Raw genomic sequence first — 24,890 nt, 5'->3', positions numbered from 1 at the left:
CAGCTATTTATAACTTTCTGGCATTGATCTCGGCCATCAGGGTAGCCATATCCGCCGGCCACCGTTGTGGCCGCCTTGATCTTGCCTCAGTCAGTATCGCCGGAAGGTCAGCTTAGCGCAGTCAGCTTCGGCAGCCCTTTCAGTAAAGTGGGCCACCATTTGTCAGCAGCGTCACCGAGGTGAACAGTAATGCGCCGAGCGTGCCGTGAGATAGTGGCAGCGACCTTGAGCACCTGCTCGCGCATCCGGCTCAGGCTCCAGCCTTGGCGGGTTTGCCGCGTGAGTAGGCAGCGCAGGCCATGCAGGGTCTGGTAGGCGTAGAGGCTCAGTAGCAGACTCACTTCGTTGCGAGCCATCACCTCCTGAACAGTAGAAGCGCCGCGGTCGGTCGAGGAGAGATGTACGTCGAGTGCTGACTTCACTTCGCCCATGTGCGCCTCGGCGCTGCCGCGTTTGCGGTAGAGCGCCAGGACTTTCTCCGGCGGCCAGTGGAACTTGTTGAGGTTGGTGACCAGGAAGAAGGCATGCAGCAGCAGATCATCGGGACGTTCCTGCACCACCAGCACCACGCGCCGTGACGACGGCCAGGAACCGGCTTGGTACTCCAGGTCGTGGCACCACTCCCGAGGTTGCTCGGGTGGCCGGCCCCGTGGCCGTTTCAGGTACGGCGCTGCCAGCTTCTGCAGTCCCGTGTGACTGCGCAGTCGGCCCAGGTACTCGATGTTGCGGTCTTCCAGGGCCTCCAGCGTGTCGTTGTCGGTGAAGCCAGCGTCAATGCGCACTCGCACCTGGGCGCCGGTGCTCTCGTTGAGTCGCCGTACCAGATGCGGGACCCAGGTGTCGGCATTCTCGGCCGGGCCAGCATTGCCCTCCCGCAGCAAACCGCCCACCATGTCGCCGGTCTCTGCCAACGACGCGACTAGCGGTGAGTAGATGCGGGCACCGTAATGACCATGAAAGGCCGAGCCGCCCTGGTGACCGTGGACCTCAATCGGCAGGCCATCGATGTCCAGTGTCAGTTGATCCGGGCGTTTGCCCTTCTCCAGCGAGGTCAGACGCCAGACCACCAACCGCAGCAAACCTTCGTGTACGGCATCGATGTTGTCGCTACGTCCAAGGCACGTCAGCAGCCGCGACAGCGTGGCTTGGGATGGCCGGTCCTGCGTCAATGGCGTCATCCCGCGCGCATCGCTGCAGGCCAGTTGCCAGAGCGGGTCGTGGCGCAGCATGTCGGTATCGCTGAGATCGATCCAGCCCATCGCACGCTGCAGCACGAGGGTGCGCAGCTGGTTGGCCAGCGAATGGCGGACGCGCAGCGGGTTACGTTGGTCGATCAGGTTTTCATCCAGTGCGTCTATGACACCGCTGCTGTCGAGAGCTTCACGCAGCAGCAAGGCGCCGCTATCGCTTGTGGTGCGCTGGCCATCAAGCTCAACGCGAATGGACCCGTTGCAGGACGGAATCCAGGGAGATACGCTTTCACCCATGGCGGATGGTCCTCTGGAATCAGGTTCTTGCCGGAACGTTCTGATTTCTCAAGAGAATACCATCCGTCATCTTCGTTTTCAGGCTGCCCTCATGAATAAGACGGGGTTTCTCCTACGTGAATTGGAAGCTTGCTCCCCCCTCGGAAGTCGAACATGAGTTCTTTCCCAAATGCGCGACTAAAAAGTTCACTTATTTTCTCCATAAGAACTTCATCGTCATAAAGGATATGCTGCGGTTTGGATTTTTGATCTCCAGGAGCGATGCTATTTTGTTGATCGCAGATTCTTAAGCGATCATCAGCGGCAATTTTCCTTATAAATCCGCCAGCCATGCCCCGAGTCAGGAAAGGTTGCCCCCAAAATTGGAGAACGTTTTCTCTTATCTGCCAATCCTCAAATCGATACATCTCGCCTACTAAATCAGCATTATCGGCTAAAAATTTACGTAACTCTTCGACATTACCTGATTTGGAAACGGTTAAATTAGTAACAACGAGGTTGTTCGGCTTAACTCCATTTTCGCATATAGAAAGTATTTCACGAAGTGATTGAGATTTTCCGCTGTTATTGGGGCCGACGATAATAACCTTTTCGTCTTCCTTAAGCGCAAACGTATTGCCGCCAGAGAATACTATTTCACTGATCGAAGCTGATGGCTTGCTAAAACTTCCTGACATAAAATTATTCCTTAAATCAAACTTTCGGGTTCGCTGCTCCGAAAATCTAACAGCTTTATTCATGCGCATGCGCGTTTTTCTGGGAAGCCCCACCTTGCCAAAATGCATCTAATCTACTGATAAAAAAAGGGGTAAATACTATTTCCTCCTAGTAAGGCTCGTTAGAAAAATGCGCATGCGCGTTAACACTCTCACCTTTCTTTGGATATTGCACATAAACATCAATAGCTTTCACCTAACACTTTGTTTCAAATAAACTTTGAAGAAGCCGCTCCAGAAAAACAAGCATTCATATTTCAAACCCTGCCAGAAAAACGCGCATTGTGAGCCAAAGGTACCTATGAATATCCGGTCTCAGCGAAGACCGCTCAGGGTCCTGGCCGTGTGAAAACAGAAAAAATCTGGTATGACACAAGAATCTTCCCCTTCAACTGCCCGTTGGCCCCATCTGAGCCATTGCTACGATAATCGCCGACCGCTGCTGTTGTGACATATGGAAATGATGGAATCATCAGTAACCCACTGCATTCGCAATCACGGCCCTAGAATACAGAGAAAAAAGGGCTGTTACGCCCTCGCAGCCCTCATCAACGCATTGACGCCCAGGATCTTTATGACGCGCTTCAGGTTGTACGCCAACACATGAAGACTCATTTCCGTGCTCACATTTCTAAAACGCTTTGTCGCGAAGTGTGTCGCCCCCATCCACGCCTTTAGCGTGCCGAATGGATGCTCCACCGTTTGTCGCCTTAGGCGCATCATCTCTGGATTCCAATCGAGACGTGACTGTGCAGGTTCAAGCACATCTTCATGCTCCCAACGTCTGATCCGTCGTTGCTTGCCAGTCGTGCATTTTTCTTTCATAGCGCAGCTTGCACATGCCGAGCTCCAGTAAGTATGCAGCTTCATTCCCTTTTCTATCGTTTCATATCGCCATATGAGCCGCTGACCAGCGGGACAAAAATATTCATTACTTTCAGGCAAGTACCGGAATGCGTCTCTTGGGTAAAAGCCCTTGGCCTGGTTTGGAGATATCATCGGCTTCGGCAGGTAGGTCGTTATCCCTTCTTTATGGCAGGCGAGAATTTCTTCCCCCTTGAAGTAGCCTCTGTCAGCTACGACCTTCAGCTCCTTAATGCCAGTGGCTTCACGCGCTTGCTTCGCCATGTTGAAGAGCTGCCCCCGATCGTGACCAATATTGGTCACCTCATGGGCCACAATTAAATGGTGCTGGCTATCGACCGCTGTCTGCACGTTATAACCTACCGTCCCGGTGCCTCTACCACTGGTGGCCATCGCCCTGGCATCTGGATCCGTCAAAGATACTTGCTGGTCGGGAGATTGCAGCCGCTGTTCCTCAACTGTTTGTAATCGAGCCGTTTCTTCCCTGAGCTTTATAATTTTCTCCTTCAGGTGTTCCGTCTTGGCCTCGGCCAAGGCGGGCTCCGCGTGGTCGGCTGTGTCTAGTTGACCAAGGTACCTATTGAAGCTTTCTTCGATCTGCTCAAGGCGACGCTTCACCTTGGTCGCTGTGAAATTGCGATTGCGGTTGTTGACGGCTTTGAACTTGCTGCCATCGATGGCCACGATGGCTTGGGAGAACAGCTCCAGTCGTCGGCAAAGTACGATGAACTCTCGACACACACGGCGGATGGCATCGCCATTGTCCTTTCTGAAGTCTGCAATCGTCTTGAAATCTGGTGTCAGGCGCTCTGTCAGCCACATCAGCTCGACATTGCGCTGCGTCTCGCGCTCTAAGCGGCGACTCGACTGGATGCGATTAAGGTAGCCGTAGATATAGAGTTTCAGGAGTACAGCGGGATGATAGGCGGGCCTACCTGTTGCATGCGGATCGACGCCCTTGAAACCAAGTTCTCTGAGGTCGAGACCTTCTACGAATGCCTCTATGGCACGGACAGGGTTATCGTCTGCGATGAAGTCGTCCAAAAGCGCAGGGAACAAGGTGCTTTGGTCTCGGGCCTCGCCTACCACGAATCGCTTCATCGCCATTTCCTCATCGGACCTGGTCAAAGTATAGCGGCCAACACGTTTTCACACAGCCTCGGTCGAAAAGCGTCATTCGTTCTTGTCCTCACCAAACGCCACCCTGCCCGCTATCGCTTCCATCCCTTCAATCGGCTGCTCGTAGCTCCAGGCAATGTCTTTATTGTCATTCAGCGAGAAATACACCGTATGGCCTTTAAACGGGCAGTGAGTCGTCGTTTCTGATTTGGCAAGCAACTCCATGCGCACGTCTTTACGCGGCAAGTAGTGGCGCGGTGGGTAGCCGGTTTCGCGGAGTTCGAGGGCTTGGGTGGAGTCGGCTAGCAGCTTACCATCCACATGCACCTGCACGCGTTGGCTAACGGGGTGGAGCGAAATCCGGGGCGCATCCTGCGGCATGGTCTCTTCCTTGTTGGTTTAGTCCTTTCAGGCTAGCAGGGCTCGCCTGGAGGGGCTAGTTAGCCTAAAGCATGACTTGCTGGGTAAGGCGTGGTTTCGATGCGATTAGGTAAGGTGGCAGGTTCTGGCTTTCCTTCAGTTTGCCGGTTTAGAGAAGGCAACAATGGGGCCGCCACTTCCCTGTGGCGGTGAGAGGATTAATTCTCGCGTTGCTCGAAGGCTTCTGCCGCCTGCATGGCGTCCTTGCGAGACTCGTGCTGGCTGACGACGACCTCGTTTTCGGGCTCGGTCTCGTCGATGACGTTCCAGGCAATGATGTTCTGGTGGAGATCATCGGCTTCATAAACGGGATCGACGCGCGCTTGCTTATTGTCTGCCTTGGGCATAAAACCTCCTTCGGCTGATACCACTGGGAAAATGGTCGTGTGCTTCACGGCACTTTACTGGAACCTAGAACTGATCTTCGCTCGGCTCTTCGCGTACTTCCTCGCCCGCCGGCGGCCGGTTGAGTTCATTGCACGGGCACTCGGGGTCGAGGCAATCCATCCCTTCTGGGTGCCCGGCGGCGCAGCCGTTGCAACAGTAGGCCTGGCCTTCCCGGAAGGCGCCATTTTCACTGGTGACGTTGTTTTCGCATCCGGGGCAGGCACAGATTCCCATATCCGCCATTTGCGCTTCCTCCTTTTGCTGACCTCTTCAGTTTCAACGCTTCTGGTCTTCAATGTAGTCAAGCAGGCCCGAGTTGCAAAGCGGAAGTCCCGCTTGCTCACAGCATCTGGGGGAGGAATTGCTGGTGACGGTCGATGATCTCGCCGGCCACCATGAACACTCCGTCGCCCGTGTAGTGCAGGGTCTCGGGGTACTCAGGCGTCGTTGCCGCGCGCCCGGCCACGATCTCAAAGAGAAAGAAGTTATGGCGCTCGATCATGCTGTCGTCCAACAGCCGGCACTCGAAGTTGGCGTAGCACTCACGCACGCCCGGTGTGGTGATCTTATCGGATGGCTCTGGCGTTAGGTTGAAGTGGGTGAATTTGTCAATCTCGCGACCGCTGCTATTGCCGATCCCCACCACCTCATCGGTAAGCGCCGTGGTGGGTACATTGATGACACATTCGCGGCTTTTGCGTACCAGCTCGAAGCTGTGATTGCCCGCTGAAATAAGGCAGCCAAACAGCGACGGCGTGAAGGAGAGAATCATGTGCCAACCCATGGTCATCAGGTTGCGCTCGCCTTCGTGCTCTGACGAGACCAGCACCACGGGCCCCGGTTCCAGATAGCGCCGCGCTCTATCCAGCGGCACCTCGGCTTGGTTCGCCCTCTCATACTTGTGCATCGCGCTCTCCTGTCGGTGCTGAAAACATCGGGTGTGCGTTGGTTACCGTCCAGTCTAGCAGTTGCTTTCACGAAGCAAGGTTTCTCTTATCACCTGTCAACAATGGCTTGACTGCACTCTCGCTAGGCATGCCAAAGTTGCCACAACTGAATAGCAATAATGAAAGAGGGGGGGCGCAGAAGAACATGCCATTAGTGGGGCGCCCCGTTTGGCTAGAGACGATTTATGGATAACCAGTTCAATCAGCTTTACCTACTGCCAGCTTGTGCGAATGAATAGAGTGTCTAGACTGCTTCCCATAAGTCCGCGAAAAGGAAACTTTTACTTAAAAATAAAAAGCGCCGATCGAACTAACGTTATTCACTGACCTGGTGCACTTTCTTAGGCATTGCCACTGTATCAGCAGTTACCGCGTGAGGCTTTTAGTTTCACTGGTATTAAGCCCTTAAACGAAAGGTACGCGGTTGCATGTCACCACTATTCGGCCCAATGGCATCACCACCTCCATGAGTGCCCGAACCAGAGAGCGACAAGGAGAAGCCGTCATGAAAGCCTCAGACCATCACCATGAAATCGTCGTTACCCCTACTACCGCCGAAGATCATATCTGCCTATTCAATGGCAAACAGTGTGGAAAGAGCATAATGCAACTCACCGGAAAAGGCGGACAAAGGCTCGGGCTTAACGAAACTACAGCGCCAAAATCAAAGCATTTGGTCGTGCTGGACACCAATGTGGATGGCTGGCGCGAGTTGGCACGAGGCCTTGAGCAAGACGCAAGGCTTATTCTTATTGCACCCCACGAGAATGGCCTAGCCAAACTGGTTGAGGCACTGGAAGGACAACATGAACTAGCTTCCACTCATCTTCTGGGCCACGGCGAGCCAGGACGGATGCAGCTTGGTACCGCCACGCTGGATACCGCTACGCTTGAGCATCACCCCGAACTTTTTGCGCGCATTGGCCAGGCCTTGCGTCCGGATGGCCAGCTGCTGCTGTATGGGTGCCGGCTTGGCGCAGGTGCCATCGGCACATCGCTAATAGCTCAGCTCGAAGAAGCACTCGGGGTGGATGTCGCCGCATCTGCAACTCTTGTTGGCTCTAAAGAAAAGGGGGGTAATTGGGGCCTTGCTACACGAAGTCTAGTGCCGGCCATGCCCGCCCCTATCGCCTCAGAGGCATTGACGCGGTTTCCCGGTGTGCTGCAGACATTTGGCTTTGATCCAGAAGGTACCGTCAGCGGAGAGTTCGATAATACTCTTACGCAGACCCTGAACGGCAACACGCTGGTCATTGATGGCGGCGAGTTGTTTGACGAATCGCAATTCGTCATCGCGGATCAAGGTTTCCCAAACCTTGATTTTGGTGCCAAAAACGTTGCCGTTGACGGTAATAACGTACCCTTTTACACCATCACATACGATGCAGGCACCGATGGAACACAGAATACCTTTAGTCTAGAAAGCTTCGATGTCGCATCAAACAATATCACCACTGACAATAAGGTCAATGTCACGACATCCGACGCCGATGGCATTGCTATCGGATCTTTTCAAGTGGCGGATACCGATGTCGGCACCGTGGTGGACGTTTCTGATAACCCAGCCTTTGATGACATTTCCTCAATTACGATTAAGCCAGCAAACACTAAAAGCTTCTCACTAGGATTTGACAATTTTGTAATCAGCACACCTGGTTCCGGCAATTCACCACCGAGTTATGGTCAAGTCTGGTGTACAGCGGTCAAGCGGCGTTGCTGTCTGATTGATCGGTTAAAGGCTCACCATCCTGGAACTTCACATTATTCACGACGAGTTCCAGTTTGTTGAACCCGGCTATCCGCTTCCAGCGCTTCTGAGCGCTCTGAAGCAGCTTAAACACCATCGCCAAGGTCGTTGCCCTAGAACCGCAATTCCGGCTGCGTTTGCTCCGCAGGCGAACCGTAGCGAAGGTCGATTCGATCGGATTGGTTGTACGAATATGCAACCAGTGCTCTGCCGGATAGTCGTAGAACGCCAGCAGCGCCTCCCGATCCTTCACCAAGCACGCCATGGCGTTGGGGTACTTGGTGTCAAAGCGTTTCACGGTGCGATCAAACGCCTTGTGTGCTTTGTCGCGTGTCTCGGCCATCCATATCTCGTGCAGGTCAGCCTTGACCTTGCGCTGCACGGATTTCGGCAGTTTGTTCAGTACGTTAGCCGTCTTATGTACCCAGCAACGCTGGTGATCCGTTTCCGGGTAGAGCTTGCTCAACGCCGCCCAGAACCCCATGGCACCGTCGCCGATCGCAAGCTTGGGGGCATGGGTGAGTCCGCGTTCCCGTAGTCCCGTGAGCAGCTCTACCCAGCTGGCTTCCGACTCCCGTCGTCCATCTTCGACGGCAACCAGCTCTTTACGGCCATGCTCGGTCACACCGATGATCACCAGCAGGCACAGGCTGTCATCCATGCGCACCTTGCTGTAGATACCGTCGACCCACCAATAGACATAGCGCTGCTCTGATAGGTCGCGTTTCTGCCAGTCAGCATGCTCGTCCTCCCACTGCTTCTTAAGCCGGGACACGGTGTTCGCCGAAAGGCCTTTGGCCTGATCACCCAGCAGCGCGGCCAGTGCCTCTTGGTAGTCGCCGGTGGAGATTCCCTTCAGGTAGAGCCAGGGGATCAACTCCTCGATACTGCGGGTTCGCTTCAAATAGGGCGGTAGCAGGCTGCTGTTAAAGCAAGCGCCATGGCCGCTGCGGTCCCGTACCTTGGGTACTTGCACGCTAACATCACCGATGCCTGTCTGGATCGTGCGCTCGGGCAAGTGGCCGTTGCGGACCACGGCACGACGCCCATCCTCCAGCGTCTTGTCGGCGTATTGCTCCAGAAACGTCGTTAGCTCCGCCTCCACGGCCTTGGCGATTAAGTCTCGGGCTCCCTGGCGTAGCAGCTCATGCAGCGGGTCCGTGATGTCGTTGTCTGGCTGTGTCACGGCTTGGAGGGTAGAATCAGTCATGGCGTATCCACTTTTGTTGGTTGAGATCTTGGTCGTGATCAATCAACAGGATACGCCACCCTTCCTACTTCCTCCCATACACCAGAATCGAGCTTAACTCTTCACCACCCACGGGTGATGTCTCCATCAGCGGCACCGCCGAGGAAGATCAGACGCTCACAGCCTCCAACGATCTGGCTGACGAGGACGGCCTGGGCACGATCAGCTAACAGTGGCTGCGTGATGGCAATGCCATTAGTGGTGCCACCGATAATACCTACACCCTTACCCAGAAAGATGTTGACGCCGAGATCAGTGTGCGAGCTAGCTACACCGATGACCAAGGAACAGATGAATCGGTAACGTCCGGCACCATAGGTCCTATCGCCAATGTTAACGATCCTCCCACCGGCAGCGTGACCATCGACGGTACCACGACACAGAATCAAACACTCACCGCCAGTAACTCCTTGGCCGACGAGGATGGGCTTGGGGATATCAGCTACCAGTGGCTGCGCAATGATACCGTCATCGACGGTGCCACTGGAGAGACCTATACGCTGACTCAAACCGACGTTGGCGAAAAAATTAGCGTTCGTGCCAACTACACCGATGATCAGGGCACAGAGGAGTCGGTGACATCTAGCGCCACCAGCCCAATTACCGATACCAATGTGTCCCCGGAAGGTACTGTCACCATTAGTGGAACCGCCAAAGAAGATGAGGAACTCACTGCCTCAAATAACTTGGAAGATGATGATGGGCTAACAGATGCCACGATCAGCTACCAATGGCTGCGTGAAGGCAATGCCATTAGCGGTGCCACCGATAACACCTACACCCTTACCCAAGAAGATGTTGACGCCGAGATCAGCGTGCGGGCCAGCTACACCGATGACCAAGGAACGGATGAATCGGTAACTTCCAGCAGCGTAGGTCCTGTCGTCAATGTCAATGATCCTCCCTCCGGAAGCTTGACCATTAACGGCGTCCTGATACAACGAGAAACACTCACCGTCAGCCACAACCTCGCTGACGAGGACGGGTTAGGTGAGATTAGCTACCAGTGGTTGCGTGATAGCAGCACCATCGATGACGCTACCGACGAGGAGTACACCCTCACCCAAGACGATGTGAGCAGTCAGATCAGCGTTCGAGCTTCTTATACGGATGGATACGGTAAGGAAGAGACGTTCACCTCAGAACCCACTCGCTCGATTCTCGACATCAACGCACTTCCCACAGGCAATGTCACTATCAGCGGCACTGCCGAGGAAGGCGAGACACTCACAGCATCGAATACGCTATCTGATAAGGACGGGCTAGGGGATATCAGCTACCAGTGGTTGCGCGATGGCAGCACCATTGATAGCGCCACCGGAGAAGACTATACCCTCACCCAAGCCGATGTAGGTAATCAGATCAGCGTGCGTGCCAGCTACACCGACGACCATGGTACAGAGGAAGCGGTGACCTCTAACGCCATAGGCCCAGTCGCCGACGCTCCAGCACCGACACCAACGCCAATACCGACACCAGAACCTGAGCCCGAGCCCACGCCTGAACCCGATCCTGATGGTATTCCCCTTGAGGAGGAAGCCGAGGTTCCTTCTCTCGATGGCGACACGACAGGTGATGGTAACGGCGACGGCATTGCCGATGCAGAGCAGGACGGTGTTGCATCGGTGTCTTTTCTGGAAACCACCGATCCATCTTCCAACCCTGACGGGGTTCCAGAAGTATTCGTCACCCTGTCATCCATTGGCTCCGAAGCAGAAGATGGCAATGCATCGGATTTACGCGATATACAGCAGCTAGATGCCCCTGATGATCGGCCGGATGACCTGGAGATGCCCCTCGGTTTGATAACCTTTGAAACGGATATCGATACCATCGGTGGATCACGCGATTTTACGCTCTTTGTGGATGATGACCTCAACGCCAATGGTTATTGGAAGCAGGATTCTGGGGGAGATTGGGTCAATCTCGCCAGTGAAGACTTTGGTGGTGATTTCTCGCAAGAAGGCAGCAAGCTGCGGTTTGATTTCATGCTGGAAGATGGTGGCGAATTCGATGCTGATGGCGTTGCCAACGGAGTGATTGCCGATCCGGGAGCCATCGGTTTTCGTCAGGAGGAAGAACCTACTCCGGAGCCAATGCCAGAGCCAATACCTGAACCCGAACCTGAACCCGGACCTGAGACACCTTTCGACCCTCAAACGCCGGGCCTGGAAGACTTTAGCTGGATTTGGCAGACACTGGGATGATTTCGACTCGACAAGGATTCGACATAATGACGAAACAAAATGGTTACCGTGTTGCCTTGGTGGCAGCCATGGGCATGCTCGTAATCAGCCAGGCACAAGGCGCCGGCTATGTATTGCTTGATGGAGGCGCTAGCTACGCTAACCTGTCCACTAAGAGATTCGATCAGGCCGCTACAGACTGGCGTGCATCGTCCACCGCCACGGGTGCTCGTGTTAGTGACGACGATAGAGATACGCTCTGGCGCCTGGGCGCCGGCTATGCCTGGAATGATTACTGGGCGGTCGAGCTGTTCTACGAAAATTTGGGCGAGTACTCGGGAAGCATGACTCTGGAAGGAACTGGCTCTCAAGGGGCCAGTGCCACCCTTGATGCTACCGAAACAGTAGAACTCTCAGGCTTCGGTGCGCACCTTGTCGGGCAATGGCCTCTGAATGATCGCTTCTCAATGCAGGGCACTGCTGGTCTTTCCTACCTTGAAAACGAGCGTGAATACCATGCAGAAGTTAACAACTTCAATACTTCTGTCGATTCAGGCAGCCAAAGCGACGACAGCCGCGAGTGGGTACCCACACTGGGCCTTGGTGCTTCCTTTGCCTTGACCGAGCAACTCGATTTGCGCGGTCGCTACACGCGCTACTTCGAAGCCGGAGAGACAGATAATTTACCTAGCTTTGATGTTGATACCGTAAGTGCAGGATTTACTTGGCGCTGGTAAAACGCCGTCACCAATAAGATGGATGCCTCATCGAGCCGTTGGGCTTATAAATGCCTCACACCAAAAACGGCTGTTTTAGCCGATATTCGTTAAACGAGGTACAGCATTATAAAGGTTCATCCAACGACTCGTTTCACATTACTTTGCATTTAATGGCATCAACCTCGACGTGTTTTTAGCTGGACCAGGTGGTCCAGGTTGACGTGAATAGCGAGGACGTTATCGACGCCGACTTTATTCGTCAGGCGCAGGAAAACGTTCTCCCCGTACACGTGTATACCGTCAATGAGCGCGAGGAAATGCAGCGCCTATTGGATTGGGGCGTTGACGGTATCTTCACCAACTACCCTGACCGCCTGCTAGAGGTGGTGGAGTAGCCGTTTGCTGTCACGCGCCGACGTTGAGGTTTTCCCAGCCCCGCCCTTCCACGAGCGCTTTCAGCTCGGGTGGGCGGTAGCGGGTATCACGCTCATAACGGGCTTTAACGCTCGGGTGGATCAGCGTGGGCTTATCCTCAATAACCAGTTGCCGATCCAGCGGGCGCTTTACGCGATAAACGTGTTTACGCGAGCGGTGTATCTGCCCGTTAGCGCCGTCGGTCAGGTTGTCGCGAATGTGGGATTCCGTCACCAGACCAGCGGCATTGGCCTCATCCAGCATCCAGGCAAGCGGTGTATCGGCGGCTTGCAGGCCGTTTTTATCCGGCTTGTAGGAGCCGCCGATATCAGCGTGTACTCCAGCAAACCAGACTTGCTTTAAATCGACACCTGGGCGGGACATCCAAACGGTGGGGTTGAAATCTTCACGCTTTTCATCGATCGCCAAGACATGGCGGGCAATCGCGACATTGGCCCCCATTTTGGTGTCGTAAAATTCGTCATCGCTTTCAAACAACCCCATGAGGCTGAACGGAATGCCTAGCGCGCCGACCGTGTCCCACACGCCAATAAAGTACACGTCGCGGCTTGGGTGGGAGTAAGCCGCACGGAAGCGTTGGGCAGCGGTGCCAGCGGGGTGGTCGGTTGCTTTAGGGCTTTTGTAGATTTTCCACGCCTCCACCACCAACCTCGCATCGTTGCGCTTTAAAATGCCGCAGTTGTTAATCAACCCGCTGAGCGCCCTAACGGTGTAGGCCCCTCGGCTAAAGCCGAACAGGTAGAGTCGATCCCCCGGGGCGTAGTTCTGCACGATGTAGCGGTAGCCATCGAGGATGTTCTTGTGAATGCCCACGCCGGTCGCCCCGGCGCTTAGCCCGCTGTGGTAGGAGCCTAACCCCCAGTCGTAAAACACCCGCTGTTTAACGCCGTCGGCGTTAGGGCTCACCGCGCGGGCGAGCTTCAGCACATTGGTCGGAAAATCGTTGTCTAAATCCTCTTCCGGCCGGTTCCAGGTACCGTCTGCACACACCACAATATGAGCCATGTGATACCTCGTTTTAATGGGGCACTTACCGGTACCTTTGGAGCAAAGTATCTAGGCCTCAAGGCTGCTGAATACCGGCGTAAACAACACCGGAAAGCTGCGCCATTTCCCGGTTCCATGTGGCGAGATCGTCCGGATTGAACTCGCTCAAGGCCGAGTGGCCACAGGCGCGCGCCATCACCTGCATCAACTCGGTCGAGGCGTTCAGGAAGGTGCAAAGCCGCTTAGCACCAGCATCGACATCCAGACGCTTGCGCAGGGTTTCGCCCTGGGTGGTGACCCCGGCGGGGCAGTTGTTGGTGTGGCAGATGCGCGCGCTAACGCAGCCAATGGCCTGAATGGCGCTATTGGCCAGGGCGATACCGTCGGCGCCGAGCGCCAAGGCTTTGACGTAATCCATCGGCACGCGCAGCCCGCCGGTGACAATCAAAGTGACACGGCCGCTGGCGCCCGTTTGATCCAGATAGCGCCGCGCCCGCGCCAAGGCGGGTATGGTGGGCACGCTAATATGGTCGCGGAACATCAAAGGCGCCGCCCCGGTGCCGCCACCGCGACCGTCAAGAATCAGGTAGTCCGCGCCGGCGTCGAGGGCAAATTGAATATCCCGTTCGATATGGTTGGCGCTGAGTTTGAAGCCCACTGGAATCCCGCCGGTTAACTCGCGCACGCGCCCGGCGAAGCGTTGAAAATCCTCCACGCTGGTAAGGTCTTCAAAGGTGGGGGGCGAAGTGGCCGCCGTACCCTCCTCCAAATTACGCACCTGGGCGATTTTGGCGCTGTTTTTATTGGCGGGCAGATAGCCACCGGTGCCGGTTTTGGCCGCCTGGCCGGCTTTGAAGTGGAAGGCTTGAACACGCTCTAAAAGCGCTTCATCGTAGCCGAATTTAGCGCTGGCAAGCTCATAGAAATAGCGCGAATTTTCCGCCTGCTCTTCGGGCAGCATGCCGCCCTCACCCGAGCAAATGCCCGTGCCCGCCATTTCAGCACCTTTGGCTAGGGCGATTTTGGCCTCTTCAGATAGCGCGCCAAAGCTCATATCGGAGACCAACAGTGGGATGTTTAGCGTGAGCGGCTTTTTGGCCTCCGGCCCAATGACCAGCTCGGTGGACACTTCGGCGTCCTCCATCAGCGGCTTAGTCGCCAATTGAGCGACCATCAGCTGCAGATCGTCCCATTTCGGCAAGGTGTGACCGGGCACCCCCATGGCGTCTATTGGGCCGTGGGGGCCAGTTTTTGACAGCCCCTCTTTGGCCAGCTGATGGATAAATTCGACCGTGGGCTCCTCTTTGGTGGCTTTGGGGGCCGGGGCCTTGTTCTCAGATTCGCTATCGTCTTTCTCTTCTTTATCTTCCTCGTCTGCATCCGGGCCGGGGCCTTCCTTACCCACATCGTCATCGTCAAACTGTGCGTGCGACCCATCGCAGTAAGGCGGGTTCTTCGTGTGCTTGCAGCGGCAGAGCGTCGCCTCGCCGCTCTCGTCGACGGTAAACGCTTGTGGCGTCAAGTCGGTATCGGCATGGGAGCCATCGCAGAAGGGCTGATCACTGGAGCGCCCGCAGACACAAAAATAGTACTCCTTGCCTTCTTTTAGCTCGACATCAATGGGCGAATTTTCCGCCACGATGGGTTGGCTCATTGCTAACGTCCTTTTTTAATGACTCTTTATAAATGACTTTTTTAAAAGACTTTTCGTTTAGGTGCCTCGGTCTTTAAGGGCTCAGCACGTCTTGCGCGTGCATTGCCTTCAGCCTAGCAGGTAAGCGGCAAAAACGTATAAAACGCCGCCATAGCAACTCTCTATGACGACTTTAGGGTGCTGAATCACTTGGAATTAATGAGGTTTCGAGGGCGCTGGCGCCGCACTATACTGGTGAGATCAATCACCATGACCGCGCTGGATGCGCTTAGGGGACTTTATGACCACCTCATCTCACGCCACCCACGGCCAGGAAGCGCTCGATCTCTTGGCCCCTCAGCCCGGAGAGCGCATCTTGGTGCTGGGCTGTGGCGATGGCGTGCTCACCGAACGGCTACTCAAACAGGGCGTTGAGGTGGTGGGCGTCGATACCGTCAAGGAGCGGGTGACCGCCGCGCAAGAGCGCGGAGTGGACGCACGGGTCATGGACGCCTATAAAATGACCTTCGATCGTGAGTTTGATGCGGTGTTTAGCATTGGCTTGCTGCACTGGATGTTGGATCCGCAAACGGTGTTAGCGGGCGTTAAACGGGCGCTAAAACCCGGTGGGCGCTTCATCGCGGAGTTTGGCGGGCATGGCAATACCGCCGCCATCTGCACGGCACTGATCGCCGCGCTGCAGTTTCGCGGCATCAGCACCCACCGGCGCTATCCATGGTACTTCCCCACCCCGGAAGAGTACCGGCACGTGTTAGCCACCGTCGGGTTTAAGGTCGAGCATATTGCCTTGGTGCCCTCTCCGAAGACGCTCCCACCGGGGATGGAGCGCTGGCTTTCGCACTTTGCCGAGCCGTTTTTGCACGGTCTGGATGAGGATTTGCGCTATGCCATCATTGATAATGCCCTGCTCACCCTGGGTTATAGTTTGCGCGATAGCTATGACCACTGGACGGCGGATTACGTCTACCTCAGGGTCAGCGCGCACCTTTAATAAAACAGCCCAAATAGACAACAACGCCACCGGAGAGCCCGGTGGCGTTGTTCGCGATCGCTCGCGCGTGCTGCTGTTGACGCGTTGCTTTTATGTTGTGCTTTTCAGCGATGCCATATCGATCACAAAGCGGTAGTGCACGTCGCCTTTTTTCATCCGCTCAAAGGCCTCGTTGATGTTCTGCATGTCAATCATTTCCACATCGCAGGTAATGTTGTGTTCGGCGCAGAAGTTCAGCAGCTCCTGCGTCTCAGCGATGCCACCAATCAGCGACCCCGCCAGAACACGGCGTTTAAAGATCAAGTTGGCCCCTTGAACAGGCGGTTCAAGGCCGTTGATCAGCCCGACCATGATATGGGTGCCATCGTATTTGAGCGCAGCGAGGTAAGGGTTAATGTCGTGCTCCACCGGTACGGTATCGAGCATAAAATCATAGGTTTCAGCCACCGCTTTCATTTGCGCTTCATCGGTGGAGATCACCACGTGATCGGCGCCATGACGCTTGGCTTCTTCGACTTTATCTTCGGAGCGGGTAAAGACGGTGACCTCAGCGCCCAGCGCCTTGGCGAGCTTCACGCCCATGTGTCCAAGCCCGCCCATGCCGATGACACCGAGCTTATGGCCTTTGCGCACGCCGTAGTGACGAAGCGGTGAGTACGTAGTGATACCGGCGCAAAGAATCGGCGCGGCGGAAGGCAAGTCAATACCTTCCGGCATGGTCAGCACAAAGTGCTCACTGACCACAATCGATTCAGAGTAGCCGCCTTGGGTCATGGTGCCATCGTGGCGGTCATCGCTACCGTAGGTCATGGTGAAGTCGTTTAGGCAGTACTGCTCGACGTCATCCTTACACGCCGCGCAGGTACGACAAGAGTCCACCATGCACCCTACGCCCACCACATCGCCGGGTTTAAAACGCGTAACGTCATCACCCACGCGGGTTACACGACCCACGATTTCATGGCCGGGCACCACCGGATAGCGTGTCAGGCCCCAGTCGTTTTTAGCAAAGTGAAGATCGCTGTGGCATACGCCACAGTAAAGAATCTCAATCGCGACATCATCAGGGCGCGGCGCGCGGCGATCGATCGTTAACGGGGCTAGCGGTTGGTCGTCGGCGTGGGCGGCGTAGGCATTCACTTCGGTCATCTATATAGTTCCTTGATTAAACGGGCTTATCGAAGACCCTCATTTGGCGATCGTGGGTGATGTTATGGGCATTATGCATCCAGCAGGGCCATAAACTGCGCCAACCACTGGGGGTGAGCCGGCCAAGCCGGTGCCGTGACAAGATTGCCGTCGGTGACCGCGTCCGCCACCTCGATGTCAGCAAAGCGCCCGCCCGCGAGTTCGACTTCCGGCTGGCACGCCGGGTAGGCCGAGCACTGCCGACCCTCTAACACCTTGGCGGCTGCGAGTAATTGCGCGGCATGGCAAATCGCCGCCACGGGTTTATTCGCGTCGAAAAAGTGCTGAATCATTTTGAGCACGTCGCCGTTTAAACGCAGGTACTCCGGCGCCCGACCACCCGGCAGTACCAAGGCGTCGTAATCCTCGGGGTTCACACTGGAAAAATCAGCGGTTAGGGAAAAGCGGTGGCCGGGCTTTTCGGTATACGTTTGATCGCCTTCAAAATCGTGAATCGCGGTGGCAACGCTATCCCCTGCTTTTTTGTCCGGACAAACAGCGTCGACTTGGTGACCGACGGCCATCAGTGCTTGGAAAGGCACCATGGTTTCGTAATCCTCGGTAAAATCACCGGTAATCATTAGAATACGTTTGCCGCTCATGTCTGTGCTCCTTTGCCTTTAGGCAGTGAAAAATAGTGCGGTGAAAGAGAATGCAGTGTCAGTGGCATCCACAAAATGAGTGTAGCTGAAAGGCGGTAACTTCAACCCTTGAGCCATTACATGGAGTGCTCTAGGGTGGCACATCGCTTGCCGAGGAATGAGAGAATGATCCAGAAAGCTAACCCCAAACGCCCACTCTCGCCCTGCGTGCAGGTATGCCGTGTCAATCAGGGCACCAACGCCTGCGAAGGGTGCGGACGCACGCTAGATGAAATTGCCGGTTGGGGGCGTATGACCGAGGCCGAGAAGGCCCCGGTGTGGGAGCGACTAGAGGCAGAAGGCTACTGGCCGCCCAGCGGAATACTGGCGTGACGGTCGCTTAAGATATGGTGGAGGTTACCGCAATAGACCAGTGGGTCAGCGCAGTTGATGACGATATTGGAGGTGGCTAGCACGTAACTGCGCCCGGTGATGTTGTTCTCCACCACCTGATACTCCCCCTCCTGATGGGTGGCGGTAAAGGTGCCGATAAAGCCGGTTTCGCGCAGCGAGACGGTTTCCAACTTATCGCCGATATTCAGCCGCCCTTCGTACTGCATCAAGGCGAGCCGCGCCGAGGTACCGGTGCCCGTGGTGCTGCGGCAAATAACCCCGGGGTGAACGTAGGTGGTCGAGCGCGAACGCACATAGCCTTCAGCGATGCGCTCCTCCGGCCCCATAAAGTGCAAAAACGGCAGCGGCCCCACATCGCCCAGGGTGTAGTGGGAGAAGCCCCGCTCGGCCTTGATCGCCTCGACAATCTTGTAGGCGCAGTCGGCCAGCGCTCGCTCCTCTTCACGAATCAATTTGAAACCCAGCGCCTCGGCGTCGACCAGGGCGTAGAAACCGCCGCTATAGGCGATGGAGTAAGTGACGTTGCCAATACCCGGCACGTTGATGGTGGCGCGATAGGTGTCGATGTAGCTCGGCAACCCCTCGCAGGTGACCGACTCCACCACGCCGTTTTTGACCGTCGCGGTGATATTCACAAGCCCCGCGGGGGACTCCAGTTTGAAGTGCTGCACTCCCTCCTGTTTCTTCACGATGCCGTGTTCCAGCACGGCGGTGGCAGTACACAGGGTGTTGGAGCCAGAATAGATCGGATAGCCCATCACCTCCATGATGATGTACCCCGCCTCCGCGTCGGGGTGGGTGGCGGGCACGATCAAATCCACCGACATTTCGGGAATGCCGTAAGGCTCGGTCAGCAGCAATTGGCGCAGGCCATCGGCGTCGTCGCGCAGATACTCCATCTGATCGCGCACCGTCGCGCCCGGGAGCAAATCGATGCCGCCGGTGACGATACGGCTCACGTCGCCGCCTGCGTGGGTATCCATCAGTTGAATGGTATGAGTGGTATTCATCGCGGCTCACTTACTCGTTAGCAGTATGCTTATTAGCGGCATTTAGGGCAAACGGGGCGCCGTGGGCCTCCCACTGGCTATCCGGTACGATCACGATTTTGCCCAGGTAATTGCTACCGCGATTGACGAAGTAGCGTTCGGCCTCGTGCAGCTCGGAGAGCTTGAACGCGGCGTGCAGCACCGGTTTAAGCTCGCCACGGCGAATCCACGCCATCAACTGCTCCGCCTCTTCGCGGGTGCCGTGGGAGACACCAAAAATCTGCACCTGATAGAGGTAGATGCGCGTCCACATCATTTCGCTGACGTTGCCACCGCTAGCACCGGCAATCGATAGGCGCGGGTAGGTGCTGCGCGCGTTCATGTCACCGATCATGGTGTCGATAAAGAGGTGGGTCATCTCACCGCCGACCAAGTCCATCACCGCATCGATGGGGGCGCCATCGGTGGCATCCAGCACGCGATCCACGAAGGTGGGTAAATCGCCGCGATCGATCACCGCTTCGGCGCCGAGTGCCAGCAGCGCGTCGGCCTTATCGGGTTTGCTCACCGCGTAGGGAATCGCCCCGACCACGCGGCAGAGTTGAATCAATGCCGTGCCCACGCCGCCGCTGGCGCCGGTAACCAACACACGCTCGCCCGCATTCACCTTGGCGGAAGTCATCATGTGGTAGGCGGTTTGATACGAGCACATGCCCATGGCGGCGAGTTCGGCGTCCGCAAGCGCTGGGTTGGGAATGTGGTGGAACTGATCAGCGGGAACGACGACGTATTCGGCAAAGCCCCCGTCCGCGCCATGGCCGTAATAATCTGGCGTCAGATTGAGATCGCGCCGTGTATCGGCATAGAGGTTGAAATCCAGCAGGCCGCGCTCGCCCACACGGGTAAGATCAACGCCCTCGCCCACGGCAGCCACACGTCCAGCGATATCGGCGCCTTGAATCCGCGGAAATGTCAGCGTCGGCTCACCGCCCATGGCGAACGAGGTCACATCCGCTTTATCTTTGGTCGGGTAGAGCCCCTCGCGCGCCTTGCGATCGGTATTGTTCTTGGCTGTCGCGGTGACTTGCACCAACACTTCACCCGGGCCGGGGGCGGGAACGGGTACGTCATCACGGTATTCAAGCTTGTCGATGCCACCGTGGCCGGTCAGCACCATAGCGGCCATGCGATTCGGTAGATGAGTCGCGTTGTCTGCCATAAATGCCTCCTCTTGGTTGTATATACTGCTAACGGGCACTCATTTTTCACTACGACGATAGCAAACTTATGCCGTATCGCCATGGGCGTGCGCGCGTTGAGGAGCATAACGCATGGTTTGGGATTACCTGGAAGCGCCCGCGCCGCTGGGGCGTTTGCGCCTGGAAGCGGATGACACGGGATTAACCTCCATCACCTTCTGTTCAGCGGAGACAGCGGCTGAGCCCCCCGCACAGCCGCACCCGCTGCTTGAGCGCGGCAAAGCGCAGCTTGCCGAGTATTTCGCTGGCGAGCGTCAACGCTTTGACCTCCCGCTTGCCGCCTCGGGCACCCCGTTTCAGCGCCGCGTATGGGCGGCCCTTTGCAAGGTGCCGTTTGGGGTTACGTGCTCTTACGGCGACATCGCCGCCGCGCTTGGCCAACCCACCGCCTCCCGTGCGGTGGGGCTGGCGAACGCGCGTAACCCGCTGCCCATTATCGTGCCCTGCCACCGGGTGATCGGCGCAAGCGGCAAGCTGACCGGCTATTCAGGTGGCCTAACGCGCAAGCAGTGGCTGCTGGCCCACGAGTCGGCGAGCTAAAACCAGCGCTTACGCTTAAACAGCCAAATCAGCATGGCGCCGATCCCCAGCATCACGCCCCAGACAAAGAAGTAGCCGTAGCGGTAGCCAAGTTCGGGGATGTACTCAAAGTTCATGCCGTAAACACCGGCGATAAACGTCAGCGGGACAAAAATGGCGGTAATCACCGTCAGCACGCGCATGGTGATATTGAGCTGGTGCGAGGAGATGGAGATGTAGCCATCGACCAGGTCCCCACAGATATCGTAATACATCTGCGTGAGCGTATAGAGGCGTTCAAAGCGCTCTTCCACGTCGGTAATGGCGTGCAGCGTTTCGTTATCCTCACGGGGTAGGTGCGTGTAGTCGTAAGCGGTAAGCTCTTGGGTAATGCCCTTGTGGTAGCTAAACACGCGGCGCATTTTGACTAGCCGTGAGCGATAAGCGGTAATGCGCCGCATCAAGTCGTCGTTGCCCGCCTCAAGTAGCTCATCCTCGATATCACTCAGCGCGGTTTCAAACTGCAGCAGGCTATCGATATAAAACCCGGCGGAGGTGTACATCACGCGCAGCGCCACCCGCTCGGGTGATTGACGTAAAAGCGTCGCGCCCGCCTGGTTGAAGAGCCGCTCGATACTCAACGCCTCCCCCGGGTGCAGCGTGATCAAAAAGCGCTCGCCGACGAAAAAACTCACCTGCTGCGGCACATAGTTAAGCTCGGCATCAAACGAGGAGATACCGCGATAGATAATCAAAGTGTGGGTTTCAAACTCCTCGATCTTCGGCGGGTGGCGCTCTTTATGGGCATCTTGAATGGCCAGCGGATGACACTGAAAATCTTCAAGCAGTGCGCGCTCTCGCGCTTGCGCCTCGCCACGAATATCGACCCAGATATGGCTTTGAGGTGTGTCGTGAAAGCGTGCTATCAGGGTTTCATCGCCCTCTTGCTCGGTGCCATCGGGTAGCGTTAGTAGTACGCGTATCATGTATTTCCTTACTCGGCGACTTTCACTTGCGCTTTGCCGCTATGCTTGGCTTCGTACATGGCGACATCGGCGCGCTTTAGCAGTTCCTGCGGGGTTTCTTGGCTCTCGGGCGCATAGCTTGCCAGGCCTATGCTGGTACTCACGTTGAGCGTGGTTTCGCCTATGGTGATCGGCGCTTCGATCGTACGAATCAGCTTTTCCGCAAAACCCAGCCGCGCTTCGGGCGCCATGCCTTCTAGCACAATCACAAACTCATCCCCCGCCCAGCGGGCCACATAATCGGTTTCACGCACGCTGAGGCTCAAGCGTTTGGCTATTTCGCGCAGCAGCTCATCGCCCATGGCGTGCCCGTAGTGATCGTTCACGGCTTTAAACCCATCCAAGTCTAAAAACAGCACCGCCAAAGGCTGTTGCAGCCGCCGGGCACGGGCCATGGCTTCCGGTAGACGCTCATCCAATGCTCGGCGATTGGGCAGCAGGGTTAAGGCATCCTCACGCGCTTCGCGGTCGCGCAGGCGCTCTAGTTGGCGGCGCTCGGTGATGTCATGGAGAAAAAGGCTATAGCGGTTGCGCCCCTCCACGCTTAGCGACTGCATCCGCACCTCGACGGGCAGCTCGCGCCCATCGCGGCGACAGGCGTTAAGCTCAATAGGGGCCGTTTCATCGTAAACCGGCACCCCCTGGGGGAAAATCAGCCCGCTCAACGGCTGCCCTAATGCCTCATCGCGTGACCAGCCAAACATCGTCTCCGCGGCGCGGTTCCAGTCCGCCACGCGATAGCGCTCATCCACACTAATATAGGCGTCATAGGCGGACTCAATCACCAGGTTCAATTCATGGGTACGTCGCTCGATCTGCTCTTCCAAGCTGCGGTGCAGCGCACTTAGCGCACGCTGCGAGGCCTCACGACGCTGCTGCTCATGAAGGACGTGCTCACGCAGATGAATTTCGTCGTTCAGGATGTCGGTTAAATCCTTTAGCGCGTCGAGTTTTTCCCGACGCAGACGGCGGGGCTTGATATCCACGGCGCACAGCGAGCCAAGGGCGTAGCCTTCCGAGGTCAGTAGCGGTATGCCAGCGTAAAAACGGATGCCTCCGTCGCAATCGACATAGGGGTTATCGCGAAACCGACGGTCTTCGCGGGCATCTTCCACCACCAGCGGTGTGCCTTCGGTGACGGTGTGCGCACAAAACGCTTCACCTCGCGGCGTTTCGCGGATATCAGTGCCCACACCGGACTTAATCCATTGACGCTCGGCGTCGATCAGCGTCACCGTGGCAATTGGCACGTTAAGCAACTTCGTGGTCAAACGCGTGACCCGGTCAAACACCGGATCATTGGGCTTATCCAGCAGCTTCAGCTTATGCAGTACGGCCAAGCGATGTGCTTCATTCGCGGGAATTGGGTAGTTAAGCATAGGCACGGTTATACGCTGAGATTTCCTTTCAGCATAACGTGTTAGTCGCTATCTTGCTGCCTTTGACACGCAGCAACCGTCAACGCTTACGCCGATTTAGGGTTGCCATCACCACGCTTACTAGTGTCGATGCCACCAACGCCCCCAAAAACGGCGGCAGCGTGGGGATACTCTGAGGGAAACTCGCCGCCAGAAGCCCGGCGCTGAGGCTACCCTGCGCGACCCAGCCCGGCACAATGGCGCCGAGCATGCCCGCCACACCGCCAAGCACCGCCGCGCGCGGCGTCATCCGGTGCCATAAACCCAGCAACACCGGCACCACAATCGCCGCGCAGAGCAGATCGGCGATCAAAAATAGCCGCAGTACCGAGTACCCTTGCAGCGCGACTACCACCACCGGCAACATCAGCGCGACCGTGCCCCAGCGCGCCGCCGCCAGCGACCAGCGACTTTTACGGCTATTGCCCGCCGCCAACGACGCAATGCCGTTTTGCAGCGTGTCCACGCTCGATGCCACCAGCGTGACCGCCAGCACCAGCGCCGGTAGCGCCAGCCAGGTCGGCGCCTCGCTTAACAGCGCAAAAAAGGGAATCGGCGGCTCACCTAGGCCAACGCCGCTCATTGCCGCTACCATTCCAAGGCTTCCCACCAGCATCACCACCAGTACGGTCGCGCCGCCACCAAGCCAAGCCCCCCGCCCCAAGCTTTGATTATCCTCGGCGGCCCAGACGCGCTGCCAGTAGCCTTGGTGGAACAAGTTGGCTGCGGTAACAGCAATCACCAGCGTCAGCGCCACGCTCAGCGCACTGCCTAACGGGGCGCTTGGCAGTGGCGCCGCTTGCCCGGTCTTGGGCAGCGATGTCAGCGCCACGCCGCCCACGACCAGCAGAAGCACGATCAACAGCCACGCCTGCCAGCGGTCGGTAGCGAGGCTCGCCCGCAGACCGCCCACGGCGGTATAAGCCAGCGTGGTCAATGCCACGCCCAAGATCACCAGCGCCGGCGGGACATCGGATAACAGAGCGGTAATCGCGCCAATGGCGGTCAACTCGGCGGCGAGAAAACACGCCATATAAGCCACCGATACTAGCGATACCCAGCGCCGAACCCCGCGCCCGTAACACGCCTCGGCGAACTCAGCGATGCTGCGCCCTTCGGGCAGGGCACGACGGATTTTAGGACCATAAAGGCCCAGCACGATAAACGGCAGCGCCGAGCCGATGGCGTATCCCGCGAGCGCGACCGGCCCGACAAAGGCGCCGATCTCCGGCGGGGCGAACAGAATCCACGCCCCCATCCCCGAGGCCAGAAACGACAGCCCCAGCGTGCTCGCCGACTGCGAATTGCGCGCGGTGACGTAATCATCGAGCAGACCATCGGCGCGGCGTGCGCGCAGGCCCAGATAAGCAAAACAGACAAGTGCCGCGGCCAGAGCCGCAGTGGTTAGGTAAGGCATGTCGCACTTCCTCCGCCGGTACGAACCGGATCAGGTTCCAGGGTCAGTGTGAGGCAATGCCCCACGCTCTCTCAGCCCGATTGGGCTCCCCTGGCGACAGTGAATTGAATTGTGAAGCGCTTATTCGCGCCGCGCCTAATGGCTTAGGAGGCGTATGGTTACGCAATTCACC

General features: G+C 56.8%; 23 protein-coding genes, 1 pseudogene and 1 riboswitch. Of the genes and pseudogenes, 7 read left to right on the top strand and 17 right to left on the bottom strand.

Annotation, left to right across the window (positions count from 1 at the left end):
* Positions 1-107: 107 nt before the first annotated feature.
* The 7 genes from BQ9846_RS01390 to BQ9846_RS01360 form a co-directional block, all read right to left on the bottom strand.
* The gene (locus BQ9846_RS01390; RefSeq protein ID WP_075878607.1) at positions 108-1,487 is read right to left on the bottom strand and encodes an IS1380 family transposase; all 1,380 of its coding nucleotides are present in this window, start codon (positions 1,485-1,487) and stop codon (positions 108-110) included.
* A gap of 89 nt (positions 1,488-1,576) precedes the next feature.
* On the bottom strand, positions 1,577-2,227 hold the full coding sequence (locus tag BQ9846_RS01385; RefSeq protein ID WP_144049362.1) for a hypothetical protein: 651 nt from the start codon (positions 2,225-2,227) through the stop codon (positions 1,577-1,579).
* Between the two features lie 504 nt (positions 2,228-2,731).
* Positions 2,732-4,168: an IS1182 family transposase gene (locus tag BQ9846_RS01380; RefSeq protein ID WP_075878831.1), complete on the bottom strand. Its 1,437-nt coding sequence runs from the start codon at positions 4,166-4,168 to the stop codon at positions 2,732-2,734.
* Positions 4,169-4,240: 72 nt separating this feature from the next.
* Positions 4,241-4,567: a DUF427 domain-containing protein gene (locus BQ9846_RS01375; RefSeq protein ID WP_075878830.1), complete on the bottom strand. Its 327-nt coding sequence runs from the start codon at positions 4,565-4,567 to the stop codon at positions 4,241-4,243.
* A gap of 197 nt (positions 4,568-4,764) precedes the next feature.
* Positions 4,765-4,953, bottom strand: a complete 189-nt coding sequence (locus BQ9846_RS01370) for a hypothetical protein (RefSeq protein WP_075878829.1) — start codon at positions 4,951-4,953, stop codon at positions 4,765-4,767.
* A 64-nt stretch (positions 4,954-5,017) separates the two neighbouring features.
* On the bottom strand, positions 5,018-5,236 hold the full coding sequence (locus tag BQ9846_RS01365) for a hypothetical protein (RefSeq protein ID WP_075878828.1): 219 nt from the start codon (positions 5,234-5,236) through the stop codon (positions 5,018-5,020).
* A 97-nt stretch (positions 5,237-5,333) separates the two neighbouring features.
* Entirely contained in the window at positions 5,334-5,900 is a 567-nt protein-coding gene (locus BQ9846_RS01360; protein WP_075878827.1) for a flavin reductase family protein, read from the bottom strand.
* Between the two features lie 545 nt (positions 5,901-6,445).
* On the opposite strand from BQ9846_RS01360, the gene BQ9846_RS01355 reads away from it, so the two are divergent.
* The gene (locus tag BQ9846_RS01355) at positions 6,446-7,729 is read left to right on the top strand and encodes a DUF4347 domain-containing protein (RefSeq protein WP_075878826.1); all 1,284 of its coding nucleotides are present in this window, start codon (positions 6,446-6,448) and stop codon (positions 7,727-7,729) included.
* Here the strand turns inward: BQ9846_RS01355 and BQ9846_RS01350 are convergent.
* Positions 7,644-8,897 carry an IS256 family transposase gene (locus tag BQ9846_RS01350; RefSeq protein ID WP_075878825.1) on the bottom strand — a complete coding sequence of 418 codons (1,254 nt, stop codon included), beginning with the start codon at positions 8,895-8,897 and terminating at the stop codon, positions 7,644-7,646. The two genes, BQ9846_RS01355 and BQ9846_RS01350, sit on opposite strands and share 86 nt — an antisense overlap.
* Before the next feature lie 296 nt (positions 8,898-9,193).
* Between BQ9846_RS01350 and BQ9846_RS01340 the strand changes: the two genes are divergently transcribed.
* The 3 genes and pseudogenes from BQ9846_RS01340 to BQ9846_RS01330 form a co-directional block, all read left to right on the top strand.
* The gene (locus tag BQ9846_RS01340; protein WP_144049361.1) at positions 9,194-11,143 is read left to right on the top strand and encodes a choice-of-anchor U domain-containing protein; all 1,950 of its coding nucleotides are present in this window, start codon (positions 9,194-9,196) and stop codon (positions 11,141-11,143) included.
* Between the two features lie 26 nt (positions 11,144-11,169).
* Positions 11,170-11,859 carry a TonB-dependent receptor domain-containing protein gene (locus BQ9846_RS01335; RefSeq protein WP_075878822.1) on the top strand — a complete coding sequence of 230 codons (690 nt, stop codon included), beginning with the start codon at positions 11,170-11,172 and terminating at the stop codon, positions 11,857-11,859.
* Between the two features lie 212 nt (positions 11,860-12,071).
* Positions 12,072-12,236: pseudogene (locus tag BQ9846_RS01330) on the top strand (glycerophosphodiester phosphodiesterase); the annotation flags it as partial.
* Between the two features lie 10 nt (positions 12,237-12,246).
* Here BQ9846_RS01330 and BQ9846_RS01325 read toward each other — a convergent pair.
* A complete protein-coding gene (locus BQ9846_RS01325) occupies positions 12,247-13,281 on the bottom strand; it encodes a DUF2235 domain-containing protein (RefSeq protein ID WP_075878821.1) in 1,035 nt (344 codons plus the stop codon).
* 58 nt (positions 13,282-13,339) lie between these two features.
* Positions 13,340-14,917, bottom strand: a complete 1,578-nt coding sequence (locus BQ9846_RS01320; protein ID WP_075878820.1) for a glutamate synthase-related protein — start codon at positions 14,915-14,917, stop codon at positions 13,340-13,342.
* Between the two features lie 280 nt (positions 14,918-15,197).
* On the opposite strand from BQ9846_RS01320, the gene BQ9846_RS01315 reads away from it, so the two are divergent.
* Positions 15,198-15,908 (top strand): class I SAM-dependent methyltransferase, encoded by a 711-nt coding sequence (locus tag BQ9846_RS01315; RefSeq protein WP_075878819.1) that lies wholly within the window; start codon positions 15,198-15,200, stop codon positions 15,906-15,908.
* 90 nt (positions 15,909-15,998) lie between these two features.
* Here BQ9846_RS01315 and BQ9846_RS01310 read toward each other — a convergent pair whose 3' ends face one another.
* Both BQ9846_RS01310 and BQ9846_RS01305 read right to left on the bottom strand, forming a co-directional pair.
* The gene (locus tag BQ9846_RS01310; RefSeq protein ID WP_075878818.1) at positions 15,999-17,057 is read right to left on the bottom strand and encodes an NAD(P)-dependent alcohol dehydrogenase; all 1,059 of its coding nucleotides are present in this window, start codon (positions 17,055-17,057) and stop codon (positions 15,999-16,001) included.
* Between the two features lie 71 nt (positions 17,058-17,128).
* Positions 17,129-17,698, bottom strand: coding sequence for a DJ-1/PfpI family protein (locus BQ9846_RS01305; RefSeq protein WP_075878817.1), 570 nt, complete (start codon positions 17,696-17,698; stop codon positions 17,129-17,131).
* Positions 17,699-17,863: 165 nt separating this feature from the next.
* Here BQ9846_RS01305 and BQ9846_RS01300 point away from each other — a divergent pair, with 165 nt between their 5' ends.
* Complete coding sequence (locus BQ9846_RS01300) at positions 17,864-18,070, top strand: DUF1289 domain-containing protein (RefSeq protein WP_075878816.1); 207 nt, start codon at positions 17,864-17,866, stop codon at positions 18,068-18,070.
* On the opposite strand, the gene BQ9846_RS01295 is transcribed toward BQ9846_RS01300, so the two are convergent.
* Positions 18,040-19,101 (bottom strand): proline racemase family protein, encoded by a 1,062-nt coding sequence (locus tag BQ9846_RS01295; RefSeq protein ID WP_075878815.1) that lies wholly within the window; start codon positions 19,099-19,101, stop codon positions 18,040-18,042. The genes BQ9846_RS01300 and BQ9846_RS01295 overlap by 31 nt on opposite strands.
* 10 nt (positions 19,102-19,111) lie before the next feature.
* A complete protein-coding gene (locus BQ9846_RS01290) occupies positions 19,112-20,299 on the bottom strand; it encodes an alcohol dehydrogenase catalytic domain-containing protein (RefSeq protein WP_075878814.1) in 1,188 nt (395 codons plus the stop codon).
* A gap of 112 nt (positions 20,300-20,411) precedes the next feature.
* On the opposite strand from BQ9846_RS01290, the gene BQ9846_RS01285 reads away from it, so the two are divergent.
* Positions 20,412-20,879 (top strand): methylated-DNA--[protein]-cysteine S-methyltransferase, encoded by a 468-nt coding sequence (locus tag BQ9846_RS01285; protein ID WP_075878813.1) that lies wholly within the window; start codon positions 20,412-20,414, stop codon positions 20,877-20,879.
* Here the strand turns inward: BQ9846_RS01285 and BQ9846_RS01280 are convergent.
* The 3 genes from BQ9846_RS01280 to BQ9846_RS01270 all read right to left on the bottom strand — a co-directional run bounded on the left by BQ9846_RS01280 (position 20,876) and on the right by BQ9846_RS01270 (position 24,718).
* Positions 20,876-21,844, bottom strand: a complete 969-nt coding sequence (locus tag BQ9846_RS01280) for a magnesium transporter CorA family protein (protein ID WP_075878812.1) — start codon at positions 21,842-21,844, stop codon at positions 20,876-20,878. The two genes, BQ9846_RS01285 and BQ9846_RS01280, sit on opposite strands and share 4 nt — an antisense overlap.
* An 8-nt stretch (positions 21,845-21,852) precedes the next feature.
* Positions 21,853-23,262, bottom strand: coding sequence for a sensor domain-containing diguanylate cyclase (locus tag BQ9846_RS01275; protein ID WP_075878811.1), 1,410 nt, complete (start codon positions 23,260-23,262; stop codon positions 21,853-21,855).
* 79 nt (positions 23,263-23,341) lie between these two features.
* Positions 23,342-24,718 (bottom strand): SLC5/6 family protein, encoded by a 1,377-nt coding sequence (locus tag BQ9846_RS01270; protein ID WP_075878810.1) that lies wholly within the window; start codon positions 24,716-24,718, stop codon positions 23,342-23,344.
* A riboswitch (TPP riboswitch) is annotated at positions 24,708-24,820 on the bottom strand. (Overlaps the previous gene by 11 nt.)
* Positions 24,821-24,890: the final 70 nt, after the last annotated feature.

The sequence above is a fragment of the Vreelandella massiliensis genome (assembly GCF_900155385.1).
Lineage (GTDB): Bacteria > Pseudomonadota > Gammaproteobacteria > Pseudomonadales > Halomonadaceae > Vreelandella > Vreelandella massiliensis.
This window is presented reverse-complemented; position numbering and strand designations above follow the sequence as displayed.